General features: G+C 54.2%; 24 protein-coding genes. 9 read left to right on the top strand and 15 right to left on the bottom strand.

All coding sequences use genetic code 11. The features are described from left to right. The first annotated feature begins 45 nt into the window (after window positions 1-45). Window positions 46-1,551, top strand: coding sequence for a helicase HerA-like C-terminal domain-containing protein (locus F3J30_RS17605; protein ID WP_166718048.1), 1,506 nt, complete (start codon window positions 46-48; stop codon window positions 1,549-1,551). Here F3J30_RS17605 and F3J30_RS17610 read toward each other — a convergent pair. Then, entirely contained in the window at window positions 1,531-2,472 is a 942-nt protein-coding gene (locus F3J30_RS17610; RefSeq protein WP_166718078.1) for a TIGR01212 family radical SAM protein, read from the bottom strand. The two genes, F3J30_RS17605 and F3J30_RS17610, sit on opposite strands and share 21 nt — an antisense overlap. 686 nt (window positions 2,473-3,158) lie before the next feature. On the opposite strand from F3J30_RS17610, the gene gltB reads away from it, so the two are divergent. After that, entirely contained in the window at window positions 3,159-7,619 is a 4,461-nt protein-coding gene (gene gltB, locus F3J30_RS17615) for a glutamate synthase large subunit (RefSeq protein WP_041162137.1), read from the top strand. Between the two features lie 9 nt (window positions 7,620-7,628). Then, window positions 7,629-9,047 carry a glutamate synthase small subunit gene (locus F3J30_RS17620; RefSeq protein ID WP_014071970.1) on the top strand — a complete coding sequence of 473 codons (1,419 nt, stop codon included), beginning with the start codon at window positions 7,629-7,631 and terminating at the stop codon, window positions 9,045-9,047. A gap of 35 nt (window positions 9,048-9,082) precedes the next feature. Here the strand turns inward: F3J30_RS17620 and nanQ are convergent, their stop codons facing one another. The 11 genes from nanQ to zapE all read right to left on the bottom strand — a co-directional run bounded on the left by nanQ (window position 9,083) and on the right by zapE (window position 18,340). After that, window positions 9,083-9,550, bottom strand: a complete 468-nt coding sequence (gene nanQ, locus F3J30_RS17625; protein ID WP_166718049.1) for an N-acetylneuraminate anomerase — start codon at window positions 9,548-9,550, stop codon at window positions 9,083-9,085. Continuing rightward, complete coding sequence (locus tag F3J30_RS17630; RefSeq protein WP_166718050.1) at window positions 9,547-10,416, bottom strand: N-acetylmannosamine kinase; 870 nt, start codon at window positions 10,414-10,416, stop codon at window positions 9,547-9,549. Before F3J30_RS17630 ends, nanQ begins: the two co-directional genes overlap by 4 nt. Beyond that, window positions 10,397-11,101: an N-acetylmannosamine-6-phosphate 2-epimerase gene (locus F3J30_RS17635; RefSeq protein ID WP_166718051.1), complete on the bottom strand. Its 705-nt coding sequence runs from the start codon at window positions 11,099-11,101 to the stop codon at window positions 10,397-10,399. Before F3J30_RS17635 ends, F3J30_RS17630 begins: the two co-directional genes overlap by 20 nt. A 4-nt stretch (window positions 11,102-11,105) precedes the next feature. Continuing rightward, the gene (locus F3J30_RS17640) at window positions 11,106-12,596 is read right to left on the bottom strand and encodes an MFS transporter (RefSeq protein WP_166718052.1); all 1,491 of its coding nucleotides are present in this window, start codon (window positions 12,594-12,596) and stop codon (window positions 11,106-11,108) included. A 92-nt stretch (window positions 12,597-12,688) separates the two neighbouring features. After that, entirely contained in the window at window positions 12,689-13,582 is an 894-nt protein-coding gene (gene nanA, locus F3J30_RS17645) for an N-acetylneuraminate lyase (protein ID WP_166718053.1), read from the bottom strand. Window positions 13,583-13,704: 122 nt separating this feature from the next. After that, window positions 13,705-14,487 carry a transcriptional regulator NanR gene (nanR, locus tag F3J30_RS17650; RefSeq protein WP_166718054.1) on the bottom strand — a complete coding sequence of 261 codons (783 nt, stop codon included), beginning with the start codon at window positions 14,485-14,487 and terminating at the stop codon, window positions 13,705-13,707. Between the two features lie 102 nt (window positions 14,488-14,589). Then, window positions 14,590-15,087, bottom strand: a complete 498-nt coding sequence (sspB, locus tag F3J30_RS17655; RefSeq protein ID WP_041162289.1) for a ClpXP protease specificity-enhancing factor — start codon at window positions 15,085-15,087, stop codon at window positions 14,590-14,592. A 5-nt stretch (window positions 15,088-15,092) separates the two neighbouring features. Further along, the gene (sspA, locus tag F3J30_RS17660) at window positions 15,093-15,731 is read right to left on the bottom strand and encodes a stringent starvation protein SspA (RefSeq protein WP_014071978.1); all 639 of its coding nucleotides are present in this window, start codon (window positions 15,729-15,731) and stop codon (window positions 15,093-15,095) included. A gap of 308 nt (window positions 15,732-16,039) precedes the next feature. After that, a complete protein-coding gene (rpsI, locus tag F3J30_RS17665) occupies window positions 16,040-16,432 on the bottom strand; it encodes a 30S ribosomal protein S9 (RefSeq protein ID WP_003860436.1) in 393 nt (130 codons plus the stop codon). Window positions 16,433-16,447: 15 nt separating this feature from the next. Continuing rightward, complete coding sequence (rplM, locus tag F3J30_RS17670) at window positions 16,448-16,876, bottom strand: 50S ribosomal protein L13 (protein WP_131635278.1); 429 nt, start codon at window positions 16,874-16,876, stop codon at window positions 16,448-16,450. Between the two features lie 339 nt (window positions 16,877-17,215). Continuing rightward, window positions 17,216-18,340, bottom strand: coding sequence for a cell division protein ZapE (zapE, locus tag F3J30_RS17675; protein ID WP_166718055.1), 1,125 nt, complete (start codon window positions 18,338-18,340; stop codon window positions 17,216-17,218). A gap of 189 nt (window positions 18,341-18,529) precedes the next feature. On the opposite strand from zapE, the gene zapG reads away from it, so the two are divergent. From zapG to degS, 3 genes are all read left to right on the top strand, one after another. After that, entirely contained in the window at window positions 18,530-18,928 is a 399-nt protein-coding gene (gene zapG, locus F3J30_RS17680; RefSeq protein WP_014071981.1) for a Z-ring associated protein ZapG, read from the top strand. 171 nt (window positions 18,929-19,099) lie between these two features. After that, entirely contained in the window at window positions 19,100-20,467 is a 1,368-nt protein-coding gene (gene degQ, locus F3J30_RS17685; RefSeq protein WP_166718056.1) for a serine endoprotease DegQ, read from the top strand. Window positions 20,468-20,559: 92 nt separating this feature from the next. After that, entirely contained in the window at window positions 20,560-21,627 is a 1,068-nt protein-coding gene (gene degS / locus F3J30_RS17690; RefSeq protein ID WP_014071983.1) for an outer membrane-stress sensor serine endopeptidase DegS, read from the top strand. An 88-nt stretch (window positions 21,628-21,715) separates the two neighbouring features. Here degS and mdh read toward each other — a convergent pair whose 3' ends face one another. Continuing rightward, window positions 21,716-22,654, bottom strand: a complete 939-nt coding sequence (mdh, locus tag F3J30_RS17695; RefSeq protein ID WP_014071984.1) for a malate dehydrogenase — start codon at window positions 22,652-22,654, stop codon at window positions 21,716-21,718. Between the two features lie 397 nt (window positions 22,655-23,051). Here mdh and argR point away from each other — a divergent pair, with 397 nt between their 5' ends. The 3 genes from argR to yhcN (F3J30_RS17710) all read left to right on the top strand — a co-directional run bounded on the left by argR (window position 23,052) and on the right by yhcN (F3J30_RS17710) (window position 24,537). After that, on the top strand, window positions 23,052-23,522 hold the full coding sequence (gene argR, locus F3J30_RS17700; protein WP_003860428.1) for a transcriptional regulator ArgR: 471 nt from the start codon (window positions 23,052-23,054) through the stop codon (window positions 23,520-23,522). Between the two features lie 378 nt (window positions 23,523-23,900). Further along, window positions 23,901-24,164 carry a peroxide/acid stress response protein YhcN gene (yhcN, locus tag F3J30_RS17705; protein WP_166718057.1) on the top strand — a complete coding sequence of 88 codons (264 nt, stop codon included), beginning with the start codon at window positions 23,901-23,903 and terminating at the stop codon, window positions 24,162-24,164. A gap of 106 nt (window positions 24,165-24,270) precedes the next feature. Beyond that, complete coding sequence (yhcN, locus tag F3J30_RS17710; protein WP_014071986.1) at window positions 24,271-24,537, top strand: peroxide/acid stress response protein YhcN; 267 nt, start codon at window positions 24,271-24,273, stop codon at window positions 24,535-24,537. 67 nt (window positions 24,538-24,604) lie between these two features. Here yhcN (F3J30_RS17710) and F3J30_RS17715 read toward each other — a convergent pair whose 3' ends face one another. Together F3J30_RS17715 and F3J30_RS17720 are read right to left on the bottom strand one after the other, a co-directional pair. Then, window positions 24,605-24,877, bottom strand: a complete 273-nt coding sequence (locus F3J30_RS17715; RefSeq protein ID WP_166718058.1) for a barstar family protein — start codon at window positions 24,875-24,877, stop codon at window positions 24,605-24,607. Window positions 24,878-24,922: 45 nt separating this feature from the next. Next, window positions 24,923-26,377, bottom strand: a complete 1,455-nt coding sequence (locus tag F3J30_RS17720) for an NAD-dependent succinate-semialdehyde dehydrogenase (protein ID WP_166718059.1) — start codon at window positions 26,375-26,377, stop codon at window positions 24,923-24,925. Between the last annotated feature and the right edge of the window lie 30 nt (window positions 26,378-26,407).

Consider the following 26,407-nt stretch of genomic DNA (forward strand, 5'->3'; position numbering starts at 1 on the left):
CCAGGTTGCCTATACTCCACCCAGGACAAAGAGAGGACGTTCATCATGAGTACACCACTGTTAATTGCCCGGACGCTGGATAACGAGCTGTTTTTGCTGCCTGCAATGGCGAACCGCCACGGCTTGATCACCGGCGCCACCGGGACGGGTAAAACCGTTACCCTGCAAAAGCTGGCTGAGTCCCTTTCAGACATTGGCGTTCCGGTCTTTATGGCCGATGTAAAAGGCGATTTAACCGGGGTAGCTCAGGAAGGTACGGCGTCAGAAAAGCTCATCGAGCGGCTGAAAAATATTGGCATCACTGACTGGGAGCCACATAAAAACCCGGTCGTCGTGTGGGACATCTTCGGCGAGAAAGGCCATCCGGTAAGGGCGACGGTATCCGACCTTGGCCCTTTACTGCTGGCTCGCCTGCTTAATCTGAACGATGTGCAGTCTGGTGTACTGAATATCATCTTCCGTATTGCCGATGACCAGGGGCTGCTGCTTCTTGATTTCAAAGACCTGCGCGCCATTACCCAGTACATCGGCGACAACGCCAAATCGTTCCAGAACCAGTACGGTAATATCAGCAGCGCTTCCGTCGGAGCCATCCAGCGCGGGTTACTGACCCTTGAGCAACAGGGCGCTGAGCATTTCTTCGGAGAGCCAATGCTGGATATCAAAGACTGGATGCGTACCGACAGCAACGGCAAAGGCATCATCAATATTCTGAGTGCAGAAAAGCTGTATCAGATGCCGAAACTCTATGCCGCCAGCCTGCTGTGGATGCTTTCAGAGCTTTACGAGCAACTGCCGGAAGCGGGCGATCTCGACAAGCCAAAACTGGTGTTCTTCTTCGACGAGGCGCACCTGCTGTTTAACGATGCGCCGCAGGTGCTGCTGGACAAAATTGAGCAGGTCATCCGCCTGATCCGTTCTAAAGGCGTTGGCGTGTGGTTTGTTTCGCAAAACCCGTCCGATATCCCCGATAACGTGCTTGGACAGCTTGGTAACCGCGTCCAGCACGCTCTGCGCGCCTTTACGCCGAAAGACCAGAAAGCGGTCAAAGCGGCTGCCCAGACCATGCGGGCCAATCCGGCATTTGATACTGAGGCCGCGATTCAGGCATTAGGTACCGGCGAAGCGTTAATCTCATTTCTGGATGCAAAAGGCAGCCCGTCGGTGGTGGAGCGCGCGATGGTGATCGCTCCTTGCTCACGCATGGGGCCAGTCACCGACGATGAGCGCAACGGCCTGATTAACAACTCGCCGGTTTACGGCAAGTATGAAGACGAAGTGGATCGTGAATCAGCGTTCGAAATGCTGCAAAAAGGGGTACAGGCAACCACGCAGGCGCAGAATGCCCCCACGACCACCAGCGGCCAGCCTTCTGCCGTGGATGACGGTATTTTGGGTGGGCTGAAGGATATTCTGTTTGGCAGCACCGGGCCGCGTGGGGGTAAACGTGATGGCGTAGTCCAGACGATGGCAAAAAGCGCCGCGCGACAGGTCACCAACCAGATTGTCCGCGGCATGTTAGGGAGCTTGTTAGGCGGTCGCCGCCGGTAGACGGGGAATCCACGGGCGGCCAAGTGCCGATCCCTGTACACCCTGCTCATGCAGATAGCGGTCGATTTCCACCATCCCCGTCCAGCGGTTCTCACACCAGAGCGGTGCCAGAAGCGTTGGACGGCGGGCGCTGGCGGAAATGCGGTGATAAATAATTTCCGGCGGCGTGTGGCGGATCATCTCCCCTGCAGTGACCGTATATTCCTCCAGCTCGATGCCGTTTAACCGCCCCGCTTCCCAGGCTTTCGCCATAATACTGCCCTTCACGATATGCAGTGGATGCAGTTTGATACCGTCCACGCCCGTCTCAACCACCTTTTCCAGCGTCTCCAGCCCGTGCTGCTGCCCTTCCCCTGGTAAACCGACAATCAGATGCGAGCAGACTTTCAGCCCGCGCTCGCGGGCAAGGCGCGTGGTTTTTTGATAGCAGGCGAAATCATGCCCGCGATTAATCCGGTGCAGCGTTTTATCATTTGCGGTTTGTAACCCCAGCTCCAGCCAGATTTCATAACCCTGATCTTTGTATTCGCAGAGCAAATCGAGCACGGCTTCCGGTACGCAGTCCGGACGCGTCCCCACACACAACCCCACAATGCTGGCCTGGCTTACGGCCTGCTGATACATCGAGCGTAACACCTGCACTTCCGCCCAGGTGCTGGTGTAGGCCTGGAAATAGGCCAGATATTGCTTTGCGCGGTTCACCAGGCTTGCCTGATGTGAAAGCTGCTCGGCAATGGATTGATGCTGCTGGGCTTCGTCGGCAAAGGAGGCCACGTTACAGAACGTGCAGCCACCACGCCCAATGGTGCCATCGCGATTCGGGCAGCTAAAACCCCCGTGCAGCGTCAGCTTATGAACCTTTTGCCCATAGCGTTGCAAAAGATCCCCACCAAACATATTGACTAATTTCTGTAACTGCATAATCTGATAGACCGTCCCGGAGAAAGGGGACAAGCCTGCCATTTTTAGCCTCTGTCGGCGATGACCTGGATCAATCGCCCTGGACGGCCTTTATCTATTTGAATAAATAATCAAGATTACTGCAATTTCATTCACGGATGACGTAATTACTTTTCCTTATGTTCTGACTGTTTTTTTCATTAATGCTATCAACACTGAAAAACAGTGGCTTTATGCGGGTTTAAAGCCAGTACCAGATTAAAATCCTGCCAAAAAACCGCTATTCAGCACGCTGCATTGATAATACCGCTTTCATATAGTGAGTCAGATCACACTCCGCAGTGACTTCCCAGGACGTTTAGCAGATGTAAAAATAGTTAAATATCTTTTATATTCAATTGATTAACACCTCTTTAGCACATTTTTGTATAAATAAGATTGCCATTTGACCTGTGTACCAATTCCCGATAAGTTGGAAATCCGCTGGAAGCTTTCTGGATGAGCGGCCTGCTCATCATATTTATGCAGTAATTGAGATTCCCTCTGAAGCAAGTCCTCAAACTTGTTTACCTGCGCGAAAGGATGAAAAGAGGGCGAATGCGAGGTACGCGTATGAAACGCAAACCCCGTCGCCATGCTCTTTCTGTGCCTGTGCGCCACGGTAAAGTTCAGTGGGAAGCCCGACGAGCCTGGGGAGGTTCACTGATATGTTGTACGATAAATCCCTTGAGAAGGATAACTGTGGTTTCGGCCTGATCGCCCACATAGAAGGCGAACCTAGCCACAAGGTAGTGCGTACTGCCATTCACGCACTGGCCCGGATGCAGCACCGTGGTGCAATCCTTGCCGATGGTAAAACCGGTGATGGTTGCGGCCTGCTGCTGCAAAAACCCGATCGTTTCTTCCGTATCGTTGCGGAAGAACGCGGCTGGCGTTTAGCCAAAAACTACGCTGTCGGGATGCTGTTCCTGAATCAGGATCCTGAAAAAGCGGCTGCCTCACGCCGCATCGTCGAAGAAGAACTTCAACGTGAAACCCTGTCGATTGTCGGCTGGCGCAATGTGCCAACCAACGAAGGGGTGCTCGGTGAAATCGCCCTCTCCTCGCTGCCTCGTATCGAACAGATTTTTGTTAACGCGCCTGCGGGCTGGCGTCCACGTGATATGGAACGCCGTCTGTTTATCGCCCGTCGCCGCATTGAAAAGCGTCTCCAGGAAGATAAAGAGTTTTACGTCTGTAGCCTCTCTAACCTGGTGAACATCTATAAAGGTCTGTGTATGCCGGCTGACCTGCCGCGCTTCTACCTGGACCTGGCGGACCTGCGTCTGGAATCGGCCATTTGCCTGTTCCACCAGCGCTTCTCCACCAACACCGTTCCACGCTGGCCGCTGGCTCAGCCGTTCCGCTATCTGGCGCACAACGGCGAGATCAACACCATTACCGGTAACCGCCAGTGGGCACGCGCCCGTACCTATAAGTTCCAGACCCCGCTGATCCCTGACCTGCACGATGCAGCGCCGTTCGTCAACGAAACCGGCTCCGACTCCAGCTCAATGGATAACATGCTGGAACTGCTGCTGGCAGGCGGGATGGATATCGTTCGCGCCATGCGTCTGCTTGTGCCACCAGCCTGGCAGAACAACCCGGATATGGATCCGGAGCTGCGCGCATTCTTTGACTTTAACTCCATGCACATGGAGCCGTGGGATGGCCCGGCGGGCATCGTCATGTCCGACGGTCGTTTTGCTGCCTGTAACCTGGACCGTAACGGTCTGCGTCCGGCGCGCTACGTCATCACCAAAGACAAACTCATCACCTGTGCTTCTGAAGTCGGTATCTGGGATTACCAGCCTGACGAAGTGGTCGAAAAAGGCCGCGTTGGCCCGGGTGAGCTGATGGTTATCGACACCCGCGGTGGGCGTATCCTGCACTCCGCTGAAACCGATCACGACCTGAAAAGCCGCCATCCGTACAAAGAGTGGATGGAGAAAAACGTGCGTCGCCTTGTGCCATTCGAAGACCTGTCTGATGAAGATGTCGGCAGTCGCGAAATGGACGACGATACGCTGGCAAGCTTCCAGAAACAGTTTAACTACAGCGCTGAAGAGCTGGATTCCGTTATCCGCGTGCTGGGTGAAAACGGCCAGGAAGCCGTTGGCTCCATGGGCGATGACACCCCGTTTGCCGTGCTCTCCAGCCAGCCACGTATCATTTACGATTACTTCCGTCAGCAGTTTGCACAGGTAACCAACCCGCCAATCGATCCGCTGCGTGAAGCACACGTCATGTCACTGGCCACCAGCATCGGCCGCGAGATGAACGTCTTCTGCGAAGCCGAAGGCCAGGCGCACCGTCTGACCTTTAAATCGCCGATCCTGCTGTACTCCGATTTCAAACAGCTCACCACCATGAAAGAGGAGCACTACCGCGCCGACACGCTCGATATCACGTTCGACGTGACCAAAGCGAGCCTCGAAGAGACGGTGAATGCGCTGTGTGACAAAGCCGAACAGATGGTGCGCAATGGTACCGTTCTGCTGGTGTTGTCCGACCGTAATATCGCGAAAGACCGCCTGCCGGTACCTGCGCCAATGGCCGTGGGTGCTATCCAGACGCGTCTGGTCGACAAGAGCCTGCGCTGCGACGCCAACATTATTGTTGAAACCGCAAGCGCACGCGACCCGCACCACTTTGCCGTGCTGTTAGGCTTCGGTGCGACCGCAATCTATCCGTACCTGGCCTACGAAACGCTGGCGCGTCTGGTTGATACCCGCGCTATCGACAAAGAGTACCGTGCTGTGATGCTGAACTACCGTAACGGCATCAACAAAGGCCTGTACAAGATCATGTCCAAAATGGGCATCTCGACGATTGCCTCTTACCGCTGCTCGAAGCTGTTCGAAGCCGTTGGCCTGCACGATGACGTGGCGTCACTGTGCTTCCAGGGCGTGATCAGCCGTATCGGCGGGGCCGGTTTCACCGACTTCGAACAGGACCTGGTGAACCTGTCAAAACGCGCCTGGCTGGCACGTAAGCCGCTGGATCAGGGTGGCCTGCTGAAATACGTCCACGGTGGTGAATATCACGCCTACAACCCGGACGTGGTGCGCACCCTGCAACAGGCCGTACAGAGCGGCGAGTACAGTGATTATCAGCAGTACGCTGAGCTGGTTAACAACCGCCCTGCGGCGACGCTTCGCGACCTGCTGGCAGTGAATCCAGGTGATGAAGCCGTCAGCATCAACGAGGTTGAGCCTGCGACTGAGCTGTTCAAGCGCTTTGATACCGCAGCAATGTCTATCGGTGCTCTCAGCCCGGAAGCCCACGAAGCCCTGGCGGAAGCCATGAACAGCATCGGCGGGAACTCAAACTCCGGCGAAGGTGGTGAAGATCCTGCCCGTTACGGCACCAACAAAGTGTCCCGTATTAAGCAGGTGGCATCCGGTCGCTTTGGCGTTACGCCAGCGTATCTGGTCAACGCCGACGTCATTCAGATTAAAGTCGCTCAAGGCGCTAAACCGGGCGAAGGCGGTCAGTTACCGGGTGATAAAGTCACGCCGTACATCGCCAAACTGCGCTATTCCGTGCCGGGCGTGACGCTGATCTCCCCGCCACCGCACCACGATATTTACTCTATCGAGGACTTAGCGCAGCTGATTTTCGACCTGAAACAGGTTAACCCGAAAGCGATGATCTCCGTGAAGCTGGTTTCCGAACCGGGCGTCGGCACCATCGCTACCGGTGTGGCAAAAGCCTATGCCGACCTGATTACCATTGCCGGTTACGACGGTGGTACAGGCGCAAGCCCACTCTCCTCCGTGAAATATGCGGGTTGCCCGTGGGAACTGGGTCTGGTGGAAACCCAACAGGCTCTGGTGGCAAACGGCCTGCGTCACAAGATCCGTCTGCAAGTGGATGGCGGTCTGAAAACCGGTCTGGATATCATCAAAGCGGCGATTCTGGGCGCTGAAAGCTTCGGCTTCGGTACCGGTCCAATGGTCGCGCTGGGCTGTAAATATCTGCGAATTTGTCACCTGAACAACTGCGCAACCGGTGTTGCGACTCAGGACGAGAAGCTGCGTAAGAACCATTACCATGGTCTGCCGTTCAAAGTGACCAACTACTTTGACTTTATCGCCCGCGAAACCCGCGAGCTGATGGCGCAGCTGGGCGTGAAACGCCTGGTCGACCTGATTGGCCGTACCGACCTGCTGAAAGAGCTGGAAGGTTTCACTGCCAAACAGCAGAAACTGGAGCTGTCTAAGCTTCTGGAAACGGCCGAGCCACATCCAGGTAAAGCGGTGTACTGCACCGAGAACAACCCGCCGTTCGATAACGGTGTGCTGAACGCGCAGCTGCTGCAACAGGCAAAAGCCTACGTGGATGACAAACAGAGCAAAACGTTCTGGTTCGATATCCGCAACACCGACCGTTCTGTTGGCGCATCACTCTCTGGTTACATCGCGCAAACGCATGGCGACCAGGGTCTGGCTGCCGATCCAATTACCGCTCACTTCAGCGGTACTGCGGGTCAGAGCTTCGGTGTGTGGAACGCAGGCGGCGTTGAGCTGTACCTGACCGGCGATGCTAACGACTATGTGGGTAAAGGCATGGCGGGTGGTCTGCTGGCGGTTCGTCCTCCGGTGGGTTCAGCCTTCCGCAGCTGTGATGCGAGCATCATCGGTAACACCTGTCTGTACGGGGCAACCGGTGGTCGTCTGTTCGCAGCAGGCCGTGCAGGTGAACGTTTTGCCGTGCGTAACTCCGGTGCTATCACCGTCGTGGAAGGCATTGGCGATAACGGATGTGAATACATGACAGGCGGGATTGTTTGCGTACTGGGTAAAACCGGCGTGAACTTCGGCGCAGGCATGACGGGCGGTTTTGCTTACGTCCTGGATGAAGACGGTGAGTTCCGCAAACGCGTGAACCCGGAACTGGTGGAAGTGCTGGACGTTGATACGCTGGCCATCCACGAAGAACACCTGCGCGGTTTGATTACCGAACACGTGCAGCATACCGGTTCTTCGCGCGGCGAAGAGATCCTGGCGAACTGGCCGGCGTTCTCTGCGAAATTCGCGCTGGTTAAACCGAAGTCCAGCGATGTTAAAGCACTGTTGGGTCACCGTAGTCGTAGCGCAGCAGAGCTGCGTGTGCAGGCGCAGTAAGGAATTCAGATGAGCCAGAACGTATACCAGTTTATCGACTTGCAGCGTGTTGATCCGCCAAAGAAACCGCTGAAGATCCGTAAAATTGAATTTGTTGAAATCTATGAGCCATTTTCAGAAGGCCAGGCCAAAGCACAGGCAGACCGCTGCCTGTCCTGCGGTAACCCTTACTGCGAATGGAAATGTCCGGTACACAACTACATCCCGAACTGGCTGAAACTGGCCAACGAGGGGCGTATTTTTGAAGCCGCCGAGCTGTCTCACCAGACTAACACCCTGCCGGAAGTCTGCGGCCGCGTGTGTCCTCAGGACCGTCTGTGTGAAGGTTCCTGTACGCTGAACGACGAGTTTGGTGCGGTGACCATCGGTAACATCGAGCGCTATATCAACGATAAAGCGTTCGAGATGGGCTGGCGCCCGGATATGACCGGCGTGAAGCAAACCGACAAACGCGTGGCGATCATCGGTGCAGGTCCGGCGGGCCTCGCCTGTGCGGACGTCCTGACCCGTAACGGCGTGAAGGCGGTGGTCTTTGACCGTCACCCGGAAATCGGTGGTCTGCTGACCTTCGGTATCCCGGCCTTCAAGCTGGAAAAAGAGGTGATGACCCGCCGCCGTGAAATCTTCACCGGCATGGGTATCGAGTTCAAACTGAATGTGGAAGTGGGTCGCGATGTGCAGCTCGACGATCTGCTGAAAGATTACGATGCCGTGTTCCTGGGCGTGGGCACTTATCAGTCTATGCGCGGTGGTCTGGAGAACGAAGAAGCGCCAGGCGTTTACGACGCCCTGCCGTTCCTGATTGCTAACACCAAGCAGATTATGGGTTACGGCGAAACGGCCGATGAGCCTTACGTCAGCATGGAAGGCAAACGCGTGGTCGTACTGGGCGGTGGTGATACCGCGATGGACTGCGTGCGTACCTCCATTCGTCAGAATGCGACTCACGTTATCTGTGCTTATCGCCGTGACGAAGAGAACATGCCAGGCTCCAAACGCGAAGTGAAAAACGCGCGTGAAGAGGGCGTGGAGTTCCAGTTCAACATCCAGCCTCTGGGTGTTGAAGTGAATGCCAACGGTAAAGTGAGCGGGGTGAAAATGGCGCGCACTGAAATGGGCGCACCGGATGCAAAAGGCCGTCGTCGCGCTGAAATCGTGGCAGGCTCCGAGCATGTGATCCCGGCAGACGCGGTAGTGATGGCGTTTGGTTTCCGTCCTCACAGCATGGAGTGGCTGGCGAAGCACAGCGTGGAGCTGGATTCTCAGGGCCGCGTGATTGCACCGGAAGGCAGCGATAACGCATTCCAGACCAGCAACCCGAAAATCTTCGCCGGTGGTGATATCGTGCGCGGCTCTGACCTGGTGGTCACCGCGATTGCCGAAGGTCGTAAAGCGGCAGACGGTATTCTGAACTACCTGGAAGTGTAAGACATAAGCCGGATGGCAACACCATCCGGCTTTTTTTATGCTGCCAACAGGCTGGCGCGAACTTTTACCACCACCTTTTTAATCTCTCCTGTTGTGCCCACCACACATCCCGGTTTATGCGGCTCTCCGGGCATAAACACCACAAACATTCCCGGTTTTAGTACCAGTGATTGTTCCTCTTCAATGTGGCAACAAAGCTGATAATCTTCAGCGACATGCTTTTCCTCGCACTCCCGCGCAGAGCCCTCCGTGCCAAACAGAATGCGTTCTTCTCCGGCTAACAGAAGCTGGATATCAATATATTGCTCGTGCAGCTCTGCCTTCTTTTGTTCCGGCCGTTGCGTGGCAAATTGCATGACGTTCATAAAGACGTCATCCCCCTGAAGTGCATAGTGTCCGGGTGCTTTCTCCTGCGGACGTGCGCTAAGCGCCAGCGTTAACGCATTGACCCAGGCAGAAGGCAGGCCTGATGAAGTCAGTGACGACAATGTTCCCAGAATCATGACGCGTATCCTTGTGCTAATAACGCCGCGCCCAATAGCCCGGCATCATGACGATAATGTGCGGCCCGGAGCGCGACCTGATAAATCTCCGGCTCTTGCGACAGATATTCCGCAACCTGCGGTAAATACCCGTCGGCCAGACCGACGCTGCCCCCGATGACAACATTCCGGCAATCGGTGACAGCTTTAACATCAGCAATGAGCCGTGCCAGCGTTTGTGCAGAGCGTGCAACCAGACTTCGCGCCTGGGGAACGCCCTGCGCGGCCTGCACGAATATCGCTTTTGCGTCCAGCCCAGCAAGTTCCGCCTGCGCCTGAGCCGCAATCCCGCGCCCCGACGCAATGGCCTCGACGCAGCCTCTGCGCCCGCAACCGCAAAGCGGCCCGCCGGGATCGGCCAGCGTGTGTCCGAGATGCCCCGCCAGCCCACCGCTGCCCGTCTGCAATTTCCCATTGAGAACCACACCGCCGCCCACGCCGGTTGAAACCGTCAGGAACACCATATCGTCACCGCCAGGTAACGTGCAGAACTCTGCCCAGGCAGCGGCCTGCGCATCGTTGATTGCCATTACCGGGAGATCGGAGATCCCCGAAAGAAACCCAACCAGCGGAAACTGCGCCAGCCCGCCCAGGTTCGCCGGATTGATGGACGTCAGAACACCATTGTGGATGATCCCGGTCGAGGCCACCGCCACCCGCTCTGCCGATATGAGTAAGGGTGCGATTAGCACCTGGAGTGCCTCCTGCAACGCCTGCGGTGTCTGGCTGGCAGGTGTCGGCCGTTCCCGACGTGCGGTAATGGTTTGCCCATCCACAAGCGCGGCGGCGAGCTTGGTGCCGCCGATATCAATGGCCAGTGTCGACATTTCGCACCTCGCGCATGGCGTCATTAAACCACTGGCAGATATGCTCAAGACGGGTGATTGCCGAGCCAACCGTCACCGCCCACGCCCCGTGCTGCATCGCCTGCGCCGCAAGCTCCGGTGAGTTATAGCGCCCTTCGGCAATCACCCGGCAACCCGCATCGCTTAGCGCGCGAACCAGCGCAAGATCGGGGTCTTTTGGCGTGTCCGGCGTCAGGTAGCCCGAGAGTGTCGAGCCAATCAATTCAGCGCCAAGTTGCTGGCAATAACGCCCATCCTCCAGTGATGCGCAGTCGGCCATCGCCAGCCGTTCGTGGTGGTGGATCCTCTCCACGATGGCTTCACGTGTGGCGGGGCGCAGGCGATCGGTGCCGTCAAAAGCAATGATGTCAGCACCCGCCTGCGCCAGGGCATCCACATCCTCAAGAAAGGGTGTGATGCGCACCGGAGAATCAGGCAGGTCGCGTTTAACAATGCCAATCACCGGGATTGAGAGCAGCGGACGCGCAGCACGCAGATTCGCAATACCCTCAATTCGCACAGCCACAGCGCTGGCATGTTCTGCCGCCAGCGCCATTGCCGCGACGATGTCTGGCCTGTCCAGCGGGCTTTCCGGGACGGGCTGGCAGGAGACAATTAACCCGCCGGTTGCGGCTATCTTCTGATTAAGCTTTTCAATCAATGACATCACGTTATCCCTTGTGTTTAATCAGGCTGCTTTTATCCGCCCCGAAAGGCACTGCACCGCTTAACGGTTTACCATCAATGGCATCGTGGGTACGCAGAGCTTCCGGTCTTACCCAGCGCTGAACGCGAGAAGGCATATCCAGACCGATGAGCAAGATAACCACAAACGTCAGGCCGAAGGAGAGCGAGCCCAGCGCCGTACCCAGTTCCATATTCTGCGCCAGCAAGGCACCAATCACCGGCGCGATAGCCCCGCCCAGCGCCCCCACGTTGTAGGTAAAGCCCAGCCCGGCGGCACGTTGGTCGGTATCAAAATAGCCGCCGATGAGTTTAGGTAAGATCCCTGAAATCCCCTGCCCCAGCATCTGCTGGAAAAAGAGTAGCAAGCCCAGAACCCAGACATTTGCGCCACCGATCGCAAATACCGGGATAATCAGCAGCTGTGAGGCCAGCAGGCTACAGACGTAGGCCTTGCGCGTGCCCAGCCAGTCACCGAGGAAGCCGCCCACGCAGCACCCCACCGCCGCACCGAATCCACTAAAGAACAACACGCGCGCCACTGTCGACGGGTCATACGCCAGCTCGGTTTTCAGGTAAGTGGGCAACAACGCCTGAATCGGCCAGGAATAGAGAAAAGCGAACAGAACAACGACCATCAGCGTGACGCCAGTAGGCCAGCGCTTACCGCTGCTTTGCACCATAAAGCTGATAAACACCGTGGCACATAGCAGGCCGAGAATGACCACCAGACCCGCATTGTTGAGCTCTCCGGCAAAACAGAACCACAGCGCTGTACCGGCAAACAGGGTCATCAGGATGTTGATCGCGCGATATTTGCCGCGATACAGGATATCGACCATCGTACGTACCGGCGCTTTATCCTGGTACTTCGCTTTCCAGTCTTCGGCTTCCGGGATATTTTTCCGCAGCCACAAAGCAAACACGATGGGCAAGATGCCAATAAAGAACAGCGCCCGCCAGCCCCAAACAGGTACCACGAGGCTATAGACCTGGGCCGCAATCACCGCGCCAACAGAAAAGCCGGAGATAAGAAAACCGCTCGCCTTATTACGCAGATGCTTCGGCCAGCTTTCAATGACATAGGTGGCGCTGGAACCGTATTCGCCCGCCATGCCCATACCAATCACCATACGAGCGATAAACATGGTGACGTAACCCGGTGCGAAACCACACGCCAGTGTGCCGCAAGAGAAGAGAACGATACTGGTGATCATCGCCAGTTTACGCCCATAGCGATCGCCCATGGCACCCAGCAGTAACCCGCCGAACCAGCGTGAAATAAAGGCTGCCGAAATCAGGCTGGCCGCTTCCACCGTGGTTAATCCAAATTCACTTTTTACTTCTGTCAGAACTAAGGCAATTAACACAAAATCGAAGCCATCAAGCAGATATCCCAGCCAGGCGGCAGAGAATGCGCGCCACTGGGGGCGACTAAGATGGCGGTACCACGGGATGCTTTGGGTAGACATACTCATAACACTCTCCCGATAACGGTTTACGTAGCCGGATGGCGGCTACGTAGCGTGTTTTTGTGGGCCGGATACGCGAAGCGCCATCCGGCAATGGATTAGCGCTTCTCTGCCATCAATTGTTCTGCCAGGGCTTTCAGCTCAGGCACGTATTGTTCGTCCACTGGTGCAAACGGTTTTCGGCACAGCGGCACAGAAAGCACGTCCATGTAGTGCAACACGGTTTTCAGACCGCGGAAGACACCCGCTTTTATCAGCAGGTCGATGACCTTGTTACACTCGCTTTGTAGCCTTTGAGCGGTCACGTTATCCCCTTCGCGGATCGCTTTGGCGATCGCCTGGTAACGCCAGCCCATGATGTTGTAGGTGCTGCCGATCCCGCCGTCAGCACCAGCCAGTAAGCCTGATGCAAAGATCTCATCGTAACCGTTGTAAAGCACCAGATCGGGATGCGCGCGGCGGATCTGTTCCATCTGGAAGAGATCGCCTGAGGTTTGTTTCAGTGCGCCAACACCCGGCAGGGTGACCAGCGTGTCTATCTGATCCAGCGTCAACCTCACGCCGCTGAGCGCAGGGATGTTGTACACCACCATCGGCAAACCATCAGCCGAATCAATAATTGCACGGTAATGGTCGCAATGTTCTTCAAAGCTGAAGGGATAGTAAAACGGTGTGACGGCGGACACGGCATCAAAGCCAAAACGGGCCGCTGCGCTGGCGAGTTGCTGGCTTTCTGCCGTGCTGATACAGCCGACATGGGCAATTAAGGTGATTTTTCCTTTCGCCTCTTCCGCCACAATTTCCATAACCTGTTCACGTTCAGACAGGCTTTGTACAAAGGCCTCCCCCGTCGAACCACCAACATAGAGCCCGTCGATCCCCTGCTGAATATTGAACTGCACCAGACGGCGCAGACTCTCTTTATCCAGTGCCTGCTGGGCGTTAAACGGGGTCAGGAGTGCGGCCATTACGCCACGTAATTGCGTTGCCATAGATACCTCAATGAATGACTGGTTTGTTTTAACGATATACCTTTATACCTGTTATACCAGATCAATTTAGCAGCAGTGGCATACAGAACGCTTATATTGCGATCTGCTTCACTAAAGGATCGTTATTTTTTGGCTTTGGAATTCTGCCCGAAGGCATGCCAGGTGGCCGATACGCTGTTGAGGTGGGTCTGTAGCGCACGATCGGCTTCATCAGGATCGCGACGGCGGATCGCATCAACGATCGCAATATGCTGCCGATAGCTGATTTCATTGTGTTGATAGAGTTCGGAATCTGCGACTTTAGGCCGCGCGGCAATCAGCCAGTCGAGCAACGCAACGTGGATCGCCATGAAGATGGGGTTGCCGGGGATTTCGGCCAGCACTCGGTGGAAATCGACATCGGACCGAATAAACAGGGTGTTGTCGTCCAGCGACTCGCTGTTGATTTCCAGCGCTTTTGTCAGTCGTTCCAGTTGCTCGTCTGTGGCATATTCCGCAGCAAAGCGCACAAGACTGGATTCAAAGAACAAGCGTAATTGTTCAAAGTGAGCAATGCCGCCTGGCTGGGTCAGGAAATCTTTCGCCATACCGGAAAGCTCGCCGATGATGGTATCGGCAGAAGGCATGGAGACGCGGGCGCGTTCTCCGTTGTTGATTTGCACCAGTCCTTTCCGCTTTAGCGCGGCAAGCGCCTCACGCACGGACGGGCGCCCAACGTTAAAAAACTCCATCAGCTCGCGTTCGGAGGGCAACTGTTCTCCCTGAGCGAACTCCTTGCGGCGGATCATCTGCTCCAGCTCTTCTTCCACCATATCGGACAGCTTTTTGCGCGCCAGCGGACGACGTCGCAGGCTGCGGCCAATGGATTCATCAGAGTTTTCAGCTTTAAGATCAGTCGGTTTCATTGCAGTCCGGTGCCGGAAAGGGAGAAAAATTCATCATAACACAGGAAATTACAGGTGGCGAAAAGGGGCAGAAAGCAAAACAGGCCCGATGGGCCTGTTTGATTATTTCACAACGCGCAGCGCCGGACGGCCACCGCGCGGCGGCGGATCGTCATCAGGATCGTGGTCGTTGTGATGGTCAGGTTTGTCACCGTCAATGATAGACATCACCGTATCGCTTTCGCGATCGTCAGAAACGTCGTCATCATTCAGGCTGGCACCGTCTTCATCATAAGCCGCTTCCGGCTCGAACATGGTACCTGCACCGTTTTCACGCGCATAGATAGCCAGTACAGCAGCGAGCGGCACAGAAACCTGACGCGGTACACCGCCGAAGCGCGCGTTAAAACGCACTTCGTCGTTGGCCAGTTCCAGATTACCTACCGCACGCGGTGCGATGTTCAGCACTATCTGTCCGTCGCGTGCGTATTCCATTGGCACCAGCACACCCGGCAACGTCACATCCACAACCAGGTGCGGCGTGAGCTGGTTATCCAGCAGCCATTCATAGAAGGCGCGCAGCAGATAAGGACGGCGTGGAGAAAGTTGTGACATTTCCACAGTCATTAGCCTCGGCCGAGACGCATTTCACGTTCCGGCTCTGTCAGAGAAGCCAGGAAAGAGTCGCGTTCGAATACGCGAGTCATGTAGCCTTTCAGCTCTTTCGCACCCGGGCCGCTGAACTCTACACCCAGCGTAGGCAGGCGCCACAGCAACGGAGCCAGATAGCAGTCTACCAGGCTGAACTCGTCGCTCAGGAAGAAAGGTTTCTGACCAAACACTGGCGCAATCGCCAGCAGCTCTTCACGCAGTTGTTTACGTGCAGCATCCGCTTCAGACGAGGAACCGTTAACGATAACGTTCATCAGCGTGTACCAGTCTTTCTCGATACGCTGCATGTACAGGCGGCTTTCACCACGCGCAACAGGGTATACCGGCATCAGTGGCGGATGCGGGAAACGCTCATCAAGATATTCCATAATGATGCGGGATTCCCACAGGGTCAGCTCACGATCTACCAGCGTCGGCACGCTTTGGCTCGGGTTGAGATCGATCAGATCCTGAGGCGGGTTATCCTTTTCCACATGCTCGATCTCAAAACTGACACCCTTCTCGGCCAGCACGATACGAACCTGATGGCTATAAATGTCAGTAGGACCAGAAAACAGCGTCATTACCGAACGTTTGTTGGCAGCGACAGCCATGAAAACCTCCAGGTATATTCAGAATTTTTACTGCTACCAGCCCACCAGGGCCAGCCAGATGAAATATCGCCCATCCCAGAGAAGACACATTGTTCAAGAATCGAACAAAAATCGAGTATTCACCGATATTTGGGCAGAAAATTGGATGATAGTTTACCAGATTTTACGACCATTGTGGTGAGGGGATTCTGGAAATGTGGAAAAAGAGGACATATATGCATTGAATTTGTGGATAACCTGAGCATTATCCATAAAAAAACCCGCCGAAGCGGGTTTTTCGCCAATCGTTCTGCGTGAGCAGAAAATGATTAACGTTTGGAGAACTGTGGACGACGACGTGCTTTACGCAGACCCACTTTCTTACGTTCAACCTGACGAGCGTCACGAGTAACGAAGCCAGCTTTACGCAGTTCAGAACGCAGGGATTCGTCGTACTCCATCAGAGCGCGGGTGATACCGTGACGGATCGCACCTGCCTGACCGGAGATACCACCACCTTTAACGGTGATGTACAGATCCAGTTTTTCTACCATATCAACCAGTTCCAGCGGCTGGCGAACTACCATGCGGGCAGTTTCACGACCGAAGTACTGTTCCAGAGAACGTTGGTTGATTACGATTTTACCGCTGCCCGGTTTGATGAACACGCGAGCTGCGGAACTTTTGCGGCGACCAGTGCCGTAGTATTGATTTTCAGCCATTGCCTATAATCCCGATTAGATGTCAAGAACTTGCGGTTGCTGTGCCGCGTGGTTGTGCTCGTTACCTGCGTAAACTTTCAGTTTACGGAACATAGCACGACCCAGCGGGCCTTTTGGCAGCATGCCTTTAACCGCGATTTCAATCACACGCTCAGGACGGCGAGCAATCATCTCTTCAAAGGTCGCTTCTTTGATACCACCGATGTGGCCGGTGTGATGGTAGTACATTTTGTCTTCGCGCTTGTTGCCGGTTACAGCAACTTTTTCTGCGTTCAGAACGATGATGTAGTCACCAGTATCAACGTGCGGAGTGTATTCCGCTTTGTGCTTACCGCGCAGGCGACGAGCCAGTTCGGAAGCCAGACGGCCCAGAGTTTTACCGGTCGCGTCAACAACATACCAGTCGCGCTGTACGGTTTCTGGTTTAGCTGTAAAAGTTTTCATTAAAAGCTTACCCAAATAATAAGTTACACGTTGGTGAACACCCAAACGTTTAGTCAGTTGAGGCTCACACGACAAAGTCCGGCAAACCTACCCCTTCGAATAGCAAATGCCGACACATAGAAAGTTTCGGGAAAAAAACCTTCTCGTAACGTGGGGTCGCAAGATTATAGAGAAGTTGAGGTCAAAGATCGACCCTTAAATGTGATTCGGAGCGGGTTTTTCGGGGGGTGAGTTTTGTGCGGCCTGATGCCCTCACCCCCAGCCCCTCTCCCACGGGGAGAGGGTAGCGTAATAAAGTCGATGCCCCCCGGCGCCTCTCCCACTGGGAGAAGGTAGCATTTATGGCATATGCTCACGCTTGAGGTACTCTTCGCTTTGCATCTCCTGCAAACGCGACAGGCAGCGCTGAAACTCAAACTTCAGCCGTTCGCCCTGATACACCTCATATAAAGGCACTTCTGCGCTCACCACCAGCTTCACATGGCGCTCATAGAATTCATCCACCAGCGCAATAAAACGGCGCGCTTCGCTCTCCATCAGCGGCGTCATGACGGGCACGTCCAGCAGCATCACCGTGTGGAACAGGCGTGAAAGCGCAATGTAGTCATGTTGACTGCGGGCATCCACGCAAAGCGTGGTGAAAGAGACCGCCAGCGTTTGATTCTCAACGCCCTGCGTTTGCAGTGGCCGGTGGTTAATGTCCAGCACCGGCATGTTAGTTCGCGCCGTACCCGCAAGCGCCAGCCACAGCTTATCCATCTGGCTTTGTGTGTCGGCGTTTAACGGTGACAGCCACAAATGTGCCTGGGTCAGCGTGCGCAGACGATAATCCACACCCGCATCAACGTTCATGATGTCGCAATGCTGCTTGATAGCATCAATGGCTGGCAGAAAACGCGCCCGCTGCAAACCGTTTCGGTAAAGCTCGTCAGGGGGAATGTTCGATGTGGCCACCAGCGTAATCCCGCGCGCGAACAGCGCTTTCATCAGGCCGCCCAGCAGCATGGCATCGGTGATGTCGGAAACGAAAAACTCATCGAAACACAGTACGTCCGTTTCGGCTTTGAACCGCTCGGCAACAATATCCAGCGGATCGCTCTGCCCCTGTAGCGCCGTCAGCTCTTCATGAACACGCAGCATAAAACGGTGGAAGTGCAGGCGCTGTTTACGCGTTCCCGGCAGGCTTTGGTAGAACATATCCATCAGCCAGGTTTTACCGCGCCCCACGCCTCCCCACATATATAAGCCACGAACTGGTGCATTCACCTGCGGCTCTTTTTTTCCGAGCAACCGCCCAAATGCCGCTTTTAACCCACCGCTTTGCACTACGTCTGCGGGTTTTGCCGTGAGCTCCTGGTAAATCGTATCCAGTCGGTTTACCGCTTCACGCTGAACGTCATCCGGCTGATGCGAGCCCTCATTCAGGGCCTGTTGGTATCGCGATGAGGGGGAAAGGCTTTGCATGATATTGTTGTTATTCCTTCAGTTAATGCTCATCAGTGTGCATGACTGATGAAAAAAAGGCCGTTCTACACTACGCGATGATACGTCAGGATTCCACTTCTGCGGAAATAGCGGTTATAGTGGCATTATCAGGCACAGGCAGGAGCCGAGCCAACACCCTACGGAATCACAAGACAACGGGAGAAGTTCATGACCTGGGAATATGCGCTAATTGGTTTAGTCGTCGGCATCGTGATCGGTGCTGTGGCCATGCGTTTCGGTAATCGCAAATTGCGTCAGCAGCAGTCCTTACAGTACGAACTGGAAAAGAATAAAGCTGAACTGGAAGAGTATCGCGAAGAGCTGGTCAGCCACTTTGCCCGTAGCGCCGAGCTGCTGGACAACATGGCGACTGATTATCGCCAGCTGTATCAACACATGGCAAAAAGCTCCAGCAGCCTGCTGCCGGAATTGACCGCGGAATCCAACCCATTCCGCAATCGTCTGGCTGACTCCGAAGCCGGTAACGATCAAGCCCCGGTGCAGATGCCACGCGACTATTCAGACGGCGCATCCGGCCTGCTTCGCGGTGGCGCAAAACGCGATTAATCGCACAACCTGAATATATTTTACGGGTGCACATGCTGCACCCGTCCTTTCTTTCTGACCCCAGCTATTATTTAGTCAAACACCTCATTGTTCAGCGGTTTAAAATTCAATAACATCAACATGTTTTTGGGGCCGTTCTTCCTTTATTTCAGGTTACGAGAGTCAGCATCGATGAAGAAAAAAAACCAGCTTTTAAGCGCTATCGCGTTAAGTGTCGGGTTATCTCTCTCGGCGTCCTTCCCTGCAACCGCAAGCCTGCCTGCGCTGGTTCCAGGGCAGGCGGCCATTCCTAGCCTCGCACCGATGCTGGAAAAAGTGCTACCTGCTGTAGTGAGCGTAAAGGTGGAAGGTACTGCGCTGCAAAACCAGCGCGTCCCTGAAGAACTGAAAAAATATTTCGGTGATGAATCCCCCGACCAGCAGGCTCAGCCTTTTGAAGGTCTGGGCTCCGGGGTGATCATCGATGCCGCTAAAGGCTATATCCTGACCAACAATCACGTTATTAGCCAGGCCGATAAAATCAGCGTGCAGCTGAACGATGGCAGGGAGTTTGATGCCAAACTGATTGGCGGTGATGACCAGAGTGATATCGCACTGTTGCAGGTGCAAAACCCCAGTAATCTGACGCAAATCGCCATCGCAGACTCCGACAAACTTCGCGTCGGTGATTTCGCCGTGGCGGTCGGTAACCCGTTTGGTTTAGGGCAAACGGCAACCTCCGGCATCATTTCCGCGCTGGGGCGCAGCGGCCTGAATCTGGAAGGGCTGGAAAACTTTATCCAGACCGATGCCTCTATTAACCGGGGTAACTCCGGCGGCGCGCTGCTTAACCTGAACGGCGAACTGATTGGCATTAATACCGCTATCCTGGCGCCTGGCGGCGGCAGTATCGGTATCGGTTTTGCTATCCCGAGTAATATGGCCAAAACCCTGGCGCAACAACTGATGCAGTTTGGCGAAGTGAAACGCGGGCTGTTGGGCATTAAAGGGATGGAGATGAGCGCGGATATCGCTAAAGCGTTCAACATCAACGTGCAGCGTGGCGCGTTTGTCAGCGAAGTGCTACCAAACTCCGGCTCCGCTAAGGCGGGGGTAAAATCAGGCGACGTCATTGTGAGCCTGAATGATAAGCCTTTGAGCAGTTTTGCCGAGCTTCGTTCACGTATCGCCACCACCGAACCGGGTGCCAAAGTAAAACTCGGCCTGATTCGCGATGGCAAGCCGCTGGATGTGGAAGTCACGCTGGATAAAAGCACGTCCTCTTCGGCCAGCGCAGAGCTTATCGCCCCTGCGCTGCAAGGCGCGACCCTGAGTGACGGGCAGCTTAAAGACGGCACGAAAGGCATTACTATCGATAGCGTCGAAAAAAGCAGCCCTGCAGCTCAGGCGGGTTTACATCAGGATGATGTGATCATCGGCGTGAACCGCAACCGCGTGCAGTCCATCGCGGAAATGCGCAAGGTGCTGGAAAGTAAACCAACGGTCATTGCCCTGCAAATTATGCGTGGCAATGAGTCTATCTATATTTTACTGCGCTAAGCATTTGCGACTCCGGACATCGCCGCTGCGTGTGATGTCCGGAGAACTCATGTTATGCTGCAAACCGTTCCTTTTTTAACGACACGCGCATCATGCTTTTAAAGCTCTTTCGTTCTATTGCCATCGGTTTGATCGTTGCAGGCCTGCTGTTAGTGGCTATGCCGTCTTTACGTCAGTTCAATAAGCTGACGGCACCGCAATTTGACAGCACGGATGAAACGCCTGCCACTTACAACCAGGCCGTTCGCCGTGCCGCCCCCGCCGTGGTTAACGTCTATAACCGCGGTCTTAACAGTTCGAGCCATAACCAGCTGGAGATCCGTACCCTTGGATCCGGTGTGATTATGGACGAACGCGGCTATATCATTACCAACAAGCACGTTATCAACGATGCCGACCAGATAATCGTCGCATTGCAGGATGGCCGCGTGTTTGAAGCACTGCTGGTTGGCTCTGACAGCCTGACCGACCTTGCCGTGCTGAAAATCAACGCCACCGGCGGCCTGCCGGTTATCCCGATTAACCGCAAACGTACGCCGCATATCGGGGATGTTGTTCTGGCGATTGGTAACCCCTACAACCTGGGGCAAACCATCACTCAGGGAATTATCAGCGCCACCGGTCGAATTGGCCTGAACCCATCTGGCAGACAAAACTTCCTGCAAACAGATGCCTCTATCAACCACGGTAACTCCGGCGGTGCGCTGGTGAACTCGCTGGGTGAACTGATGGGGATCAATACCTTATCTTTCGATAAGAGTAATGACGGCGAAACCCCTGAAGGGATCGGTTTTGCAATCCCGTTCCAGTTGGCCACCAAAATCATGGACAAGCTGATCCGCGATGGTCGCGTGATCCGTGGCTACATTGGTATTGGCGGACGTGAAATTGCCCCAATGCATACCCAGGGTGGCGGCATTGATCAGATCCAGGGGATCGTGGTCAACGAGGTGTCACCAGGCGGCCCGGCAGCCAATGCAGGTATTCAGGTCAACGATGTGATTGTGTCAGTGAATGGCACACCGGCGGTATCTGCGCTGGAGACCATGGATCAGGTTGCGGAAATCCGTCCAGGCTCGATCATTCCGGTAGAAGTTATGCGTAATGATAAGAAGCTGACAATCCAGGTGACTATCCAGGAATACCCGGCTACAAACTGATGTGCATAAAAAAACCGAAGCCTGTGCTTCGGTTTTTTTTTGCCGGGTGGCGCTTACGCTTACCCGGCCTACGAGGGGGGAGGTCGTATTACTTGTTAACGAACTCTTCGCCCAGGGTGATATCTTTCTTCAGCGTATCCAGCATTCCTTCCATCGCGTTCTGCTCAAACGCGCTCAGTTTGCCAATAGACTGACGTTCTTCGATACCATTTTTGCCCAGCAGCAGTGGCTGAGAGAAGAAGCGTGCGTGTTCGCCGTCGCCTTCAACGTAAGCGCATTCCACCACGTTTTTCTCGCCTTGCAGAGCGCGAACCAGAGACAGACCGAAACGTGCAGCCGCCTGGCCCATAGACAGAGTTGCAGAACCGCCACCCGCCTTCGCTTCCACCACTTCGGTGCCTGCGTTCTGAATACGTTTGGTCAGGTCAGCCACTTCCTGCTCGGTGAAGCTCACACCCGGGATCTGAGACAGCAGAGGCAGAATCGTCACGCCTGAGTGACCACCGATAACCGGCACTTCGATGTCGGTTGGCTGTTTGCCTTTCAGTTCAGCAACAAAGGTGTTGGAACGGATGATATCCAGCGTAGTCACGCCGAACAGTTTGTTCTTGTCGTAAACACCGGCTTTCTTCAGCACTTCTGCCGCGATAGCCACGGTGGTGTTGACTGGGTTAGTGATGATACCTACGCACGCTTTCGGACAGATTTCAGCGATCTGCTGTACCAGGTTTTTCACGATACCAGCGTTGACGTTAAACAGGTCTGAACGATCCATGCCTGGCTTACGTGCCACACCTGCGGAGATCAGCACAACGTCAGCACCTTGCAGGGCAGGACGCGCATCTTCACCGGAGAAGCCTTTGATTTTCACAGCTGTCGGGATGTGGCTCAGATCAACCGCCACACCTGGGGTTACCGGAGCAATATCGTACAGGGAGAGTTCTGAGCCTGAAGGCAGTTGGGTTTTCAGTAGTAGGGCAAGCGCCTGGCCGATACCACCAGCAGCGCCGAGGACTGCGACTTTCATCCTAAACTCCTTATTATGGTTAACTTAAGTATCTGAAACTCCGTTGCGGCGACCATAATTCAGCAAGTAAATAATTTCAATTTTCGTAGCTAAAGAATTTGAGGTCACTCGCCTTTCGCCAACGCCAGAATGCTATCAGGCAGCAGGCGGCAACGAATTAAGAGGTGGTTACAATACACCCTGCCCCGCCACCAAAACAACATCAATTTGATAACATTTAATTTACTTTTAACCTTATTTGCGCGGCGTGACCCAGGCATGTTTTCTGATAACGAAATCTGATAAAATCACTCCCTTTCATAACATTATTTCAGCCTTACACCTGGCAGATAGTTTGCATAAAAATTCATCCACATGCATAATAATGTTGTTTCTACCGTCATATTCCGGGTGACTTATGCGAAGCTCGTCTAAGCAAGAAGAATTAGTGAAGGCGTTTAAAGCGCTACTCAAAGAAGAGAAATTCAGTTCTCAGGGAGAAATTGTTCAGGCGTTGCAAGAACAAGGCTTCGATAACATTAACCAGTCGAAAGTCTCCCGCATGTTAACCAAATTTGGCGCAGTACGTACGCGTAATGCCAAAATGGAAATGGTCTACTGCCTGCCTGCTGAGCTGGGCGTACCAACAACCTCAAGTCCACTGAAAAACCTGGTTCTGGATATCGACTACAACGATGCCGTTGTGGTTATCCACACAAGCCCGGGCGCTGCACAGCTGATTGCCCGTCTGCTGGACTCCTTAGGTAAAGCGGAAGGCATCCTCGGTACCATTGCCGGCGATGACACCATCTTTACCACTCCGGCAAATGGCTTCTCCGTAAAAGATCTCTACGAAGCCATTCTGGTGCTGTTCGAACAAGAGCTGTAACCCTTCTCCCCGTGGCCGCTGGCTGCGGGGATCATCCTGCTCCCGCCTCGTTTCACCCTACTTTGTACCACCCTTCACTTTGACAAATAGTGCGTTTTACCGCGTTCAAACATTCATTTGGTGAGTGCTAAATCAACAAATCGCACAAAAAATCAAAATCTCATATCCATATGATTTTTTTAGACATAACCAAACAACGTGACGAGAAAATGACCATTTTTATACATTTTGGTTATAAAAAATACGTTGGTTAACACTTAATTACCACCGAAACAATTAGCATGGTATTAATTTTTGTCGTTATTAGTGTATACTTGATTTTGTGATGAGGGTCACGAAACAAGACCCCAATAAAAAAATTCGACGAGGTAAAGAATCATGAAAATCAAAACTACTGTAGCGGCTCTGAGCGTTCTGTCTGTCCTGTCATTCGGTGCTTTCGCAGCCGACTCCATCAACGCAGATCAGGCGCAATCCCGCCAGGCAATCGGTACGGTTTCCGTAGGTGCTATCAGCACTTCTCCTATGGATATGAACGCGATGCTGAACAAAAAAGCGGAAGAACAAGGCGCGTCATCTTATCGCATCATTGAAGCCCGCACTGGCGACCACTGGCACGCAACAGCTGAACTGTACAAATAAGAATTGCTGATATCTGAAGACATAATTTCCCTTAACGGCACCAGGCATAAAAAAAGCAGTTTAACCCTTCTCGCCGTTAAGCAAACACGATTCAGGAGTAATGACTATGAACACTAAATTAATCATCGCAACCCTTGGCCTGGCCTCTGTTCTCTCTTTTGGCGCAAGCGCCGCAGTTCACCAGGTGAATGCCGAACAAGCAGAAAATCTGCAATCCATGGGTAGCGTATCTGTTGCAGCGGTAGCGGGTTCTCCGATGGATATCCGTCAGGAATTGGCCGCTAAAGCTGAAAAAGCAGGCGCCAGCAGCTATAGGATCACCGAACTGAACGAAGGTGACCACTGGCACGCAACGGCTGAACTGTACAAATAGACCCTCGTCGTATCTCATCATACGACTTGCCCCTGACTCCGGTCAGGGGCTTTTTTTTATCTGTGATTCAATACCGGGCGTTAAAACGCAACTGCCCTTCAAGCTCTTCTTCAGCCTCATCGAACAACAACACCAGCGCACCAAAACGCCTGCGCAGTTTTTCCGGCAGATGGATAAATTCGATTTCCAGCGGTAATGGCAACTGATTGCCGGTAACCACATCCCACAGCGTGTCTAAATTGGTAACGCTTTCCCGCTCCAGATCAAACACCCGAATAAATTCACGATAGAAGTCTTCCTGACTGTCGATCTCGTCAAAATCAAATGTGTAGGTTTTCATTGCCAGCCACCCGGTCCAGGCGGGCGGCAGTTGCCGCCCTGACGATTATAATCCCCCAATATGCAGGGTTTTGACTTCCAGAAACTCTTCCAGCCCCAACACAGAGCCTTCACGGCCTAGCCCTGACTCTTTAACGCCGCCGAAAGGTCCCAGCTCAGTCGAGACGGCGCATTCGTTAATGCCGATCATGCCACTTTCAATGGCCTGAGAAACGCGGAACACGCGCGACAGGTTCTGGGTATAGAAATAGGCTGCCAGGCCGAAGGGAGTATTATTGGCGCGCTGAATGACTTCCTCTTCTGACGTAAAGCGGAAGCAGGCAGCGACCGGGCCAAATGTCTCTTCTGCTGCAAGCAGCATATCTTCGTGGCAATCACCCAAAACAGTCGGTGTCCAGAAGTTACCGCCCAGAGGATGCGCCTTGCCGCCTGCCAGCACGGTTGCACCTTTGGCAACGGCATCTTCAACATGCTCGCGCACTTTACTCACCGCCGCAGGCTCAATCATCGGCCCCACGACAACGCCCTCATCAAGCCCATTTCCGACTTTCAGCGCTTTCACGGCATCAGCAAGCTTGTTCACAAACTGGTCGTAGACGGTTTCCTGAATATAGAAGCGGTTTACGCTGACGCAAACCTGCCCGGCATTACGGAATTTGTTGGCGATAGCACCTTTCACGGCGGCATCGATATCGGCATCTTCAAAGACGATATAGGGCGCGTTTCCCCCCAGCTCCATAGAGACTTTTTTCATTGTCTCGGCCGCGTTGCGTACCAGCGTTTTACCCACCGCAGTCGAACCGGTGAAGGAAATTTTACGTACATCGTGGCTGGCCATAATCGCATCGCTGATTTCGTGCGTGTTCCCAGCCACGGCGTTTAATACGCCATCCGGTACACCCGCCTGTTTTGCCAGCGTCAACAGAGCAAAGGCGCTTAGCGGCGTGTTATTAGCCGGTTTGATCACGCCAGTGCATCCCGCGGCCAGCGCCGGACCCAGCTTACGCGTCAGCATCGCCATCGGGAAGTTCCAGGGCGTAATCGCCGCCACCACACCGACAGGTTCACGGGTAGCCAGAATGCGCGAGCCGGGTTTGATCGGCGGGATAATCTCACCGTTCGCCCGTTTAGCCTGTTCAGCAAACCACTGGATAAAACTTGCTGCATACTCAACTTCGCCCTCGGCCTCTTTGAGGGGCTTACCCTGCTCGGTGGTCATTAACCGCCCGAGCCAGCTTTTGTTTTCAATAATCAGTTCATACCAGCGATACAGGATCGTCGAACGCTCCTTCGCTGTTTTCGCCCGCCAGGCGGGGAAAGCACGGGTCGCCGCCGCAATGGCGTCTTCGGTTTCTTTTTTTCCTGCTTTTGCGACTTTGGCGATCACCTCACCCGTTGCCGGGTTGAGCACATCAAAGGTGGTTGTCAGCGTTATCCATTCGCCATTTACCAGATAACCGGTCTGAAAGAGTGCATTGTCCTGAAGTGCCTGGGTAGTCATGTGTCCTCCCTTTCTGAGTTTAAGAACTTG

The organism is Enterobacter sp. Tr-810 (assembly GCF_011752765.1).
GTDB lineage: Bacteria > Pseudomonadota > Gammaproteobacteria > Enterobacterales > Enterobacteriaceae > Enterobacter > Enterobacter soli.

Excerpts from the sequence above, each read along its gene's own strand:
- F3J30_RS17605 (WP_166718048.1), top strand. The coding sequence starts at position 46 with ATGAGTACACCACTGTTAATTGCCCGGACGCTGGATAACGAGCTGTTT.
- F3J30_RS17610 (WP_166718078.1), bottom strand. The coding sequence starts at position 2,472 with ATGCAGTTACAGAAATTAGTCAATATGTTTGGTGGGGATCTTTTGCAA.
- gltB (WP_041162137.1), top strand. The coding sequence starts at position 3,159 with ATGTTGTACGATAAATCCCTTGAGAAGGATAACTGTGGTTTCGGCCTG.
- F3J30_RS17620 (WP_014071970.1), top strand. The coding sequence starts at position 7,629 with ATGAGCCAGAACGTATACCAGTTTATCGACTTGCAGCGTGTTGATCCG.
- nanQ (WP_166718049.1), bottom strand. The coding sequence starts at position 9,550 with ATGATTCTGGGAACATTGTCGTCACTGACTTCATCAGGCCTGCCTTCT.
- F3J30_RS17630 (WP_166718050.1), bottom strand. The coding sequence starts at position 10,416 with ATGTCGACACTGGCCATTGATATCGGCGGCACCAAGCTCGCCGCCGCG.
- F3J30_RS17635 (WP_166718051.1), bottom strand. The coding sequence starts at position 11,101 with ATGTCATTGATTGAAAAGCTTAATCAGAAGATAGCCGCAACCGGCGGG.
- F3J30_RS17640 (WP_166718052.1), bottom strand. The coding sequence starts at position 12,596 with ATGAGTATGTCTACCCAAAGCATCCCGTGGTACCGCCATCTTAGTCGC.
- nanA (WP_166718053.1), bottom strand. The coding sequence starts at position 13,582 with ATGGCAACGCAATTACGTGGCGTAATGGCCGCACTCCTGACCCCGTTT.
- nanR (WP_166718054.1), bottom strand. The coding sequence starts at position 14,487 with ATGAAACCGACTGATCTTAAAGCTGAAAACTCTGATGAATCCATTGGC.
- sspA (WP_014071978.1), bottom strand. The coding sequence starts at position 15,731 with ATGGCTGTCGCTGCCAACAAACGTTCGGTAATGACGCTGTTTTCTGGT.
- rpsI (WP_003860436.1), bottom strand. The coding sequence starts at position 16,432 with ATGGCTGAAAATCAATACTACGGCACTGGTCGCCGCAAAAGTTCCGCA.
- rplM (WP_131635278.1), bottom strand. The coding sequence starts at position 16,876 with ATGAAAACTTTTACAGCTAAACCAGAAACCGTACAGCGCGACTGGTAT.
- zapE (WP_166718055.1), bottom strand. The coding sequence starts at position 18,340 with ATGCAAAGCCTTTCCCCCTCATCGCGATACCAACAGGCCCTGAATGAG.
- zapG (WP_014071981.1), top strand. The coding sequence starts at position 18,530 with ATGACCTGGGAATATGCGCTAATTGGTTTAGTCGTCGGCATCGTGATC.
- degQ (WP_166718056.1), top strand. The coding sequence starts at position 19,100 with ATGAAGAAAAAAAACCAGCTTTTAAGCGCTATCGCGTTAAGTGTCGGG.
- degS (WP_014071983.1), top strand. The coding sequence starts at position 20,560 with ATGCTTTTAAAGCTCTTTCGTTCTATTGCCATCGGTTTGATCGTTGCA.
- mdh (WP_014071984.1), bottom strand. The coding sequence starts at position 22,654 with ATGAAAGTCGCAGTCCTCGGCGCTGCTGGTGGTATCGGCCAGGCGCTT.
- argR (WP_003860428.1), top strand. The coding sequence starts at position 23,052 with ATGCGAAGCTCGTCTAAGCAAGAAGAATTAGTGAAGGCGTTTAAAGCG.
- yhcN (WP_166718057.1), top strand. The coding sequence starts at position 23,901 with ATGAAAATCAAAACTACTGTAGCGGCTCTGAGCGTTCTGTCTGTCCTG.
- yhcN (WP_014071986.1), top strand. The coding sequence starts at position 24,271 with ATGAACACTAAATTAATCATCGCAACCCTTGGCCTGGCCTCTGTTCTC.
- F3J30_RS17715 (WP_166718058.1), bottom strand. The coding sequence starts at position 24,877 with ATGAAAACCTACACATTTGATTTTGACGAGATCGACAGTCAGGAAGAC.
- F3J30_RS17720 (WP_166718059.1), bottom strand. The coding sequence starts at position 26,377 with ATGACTACCCAGGCACTTCAGGACAATGCACTCTTTCAGACCGGTTAT.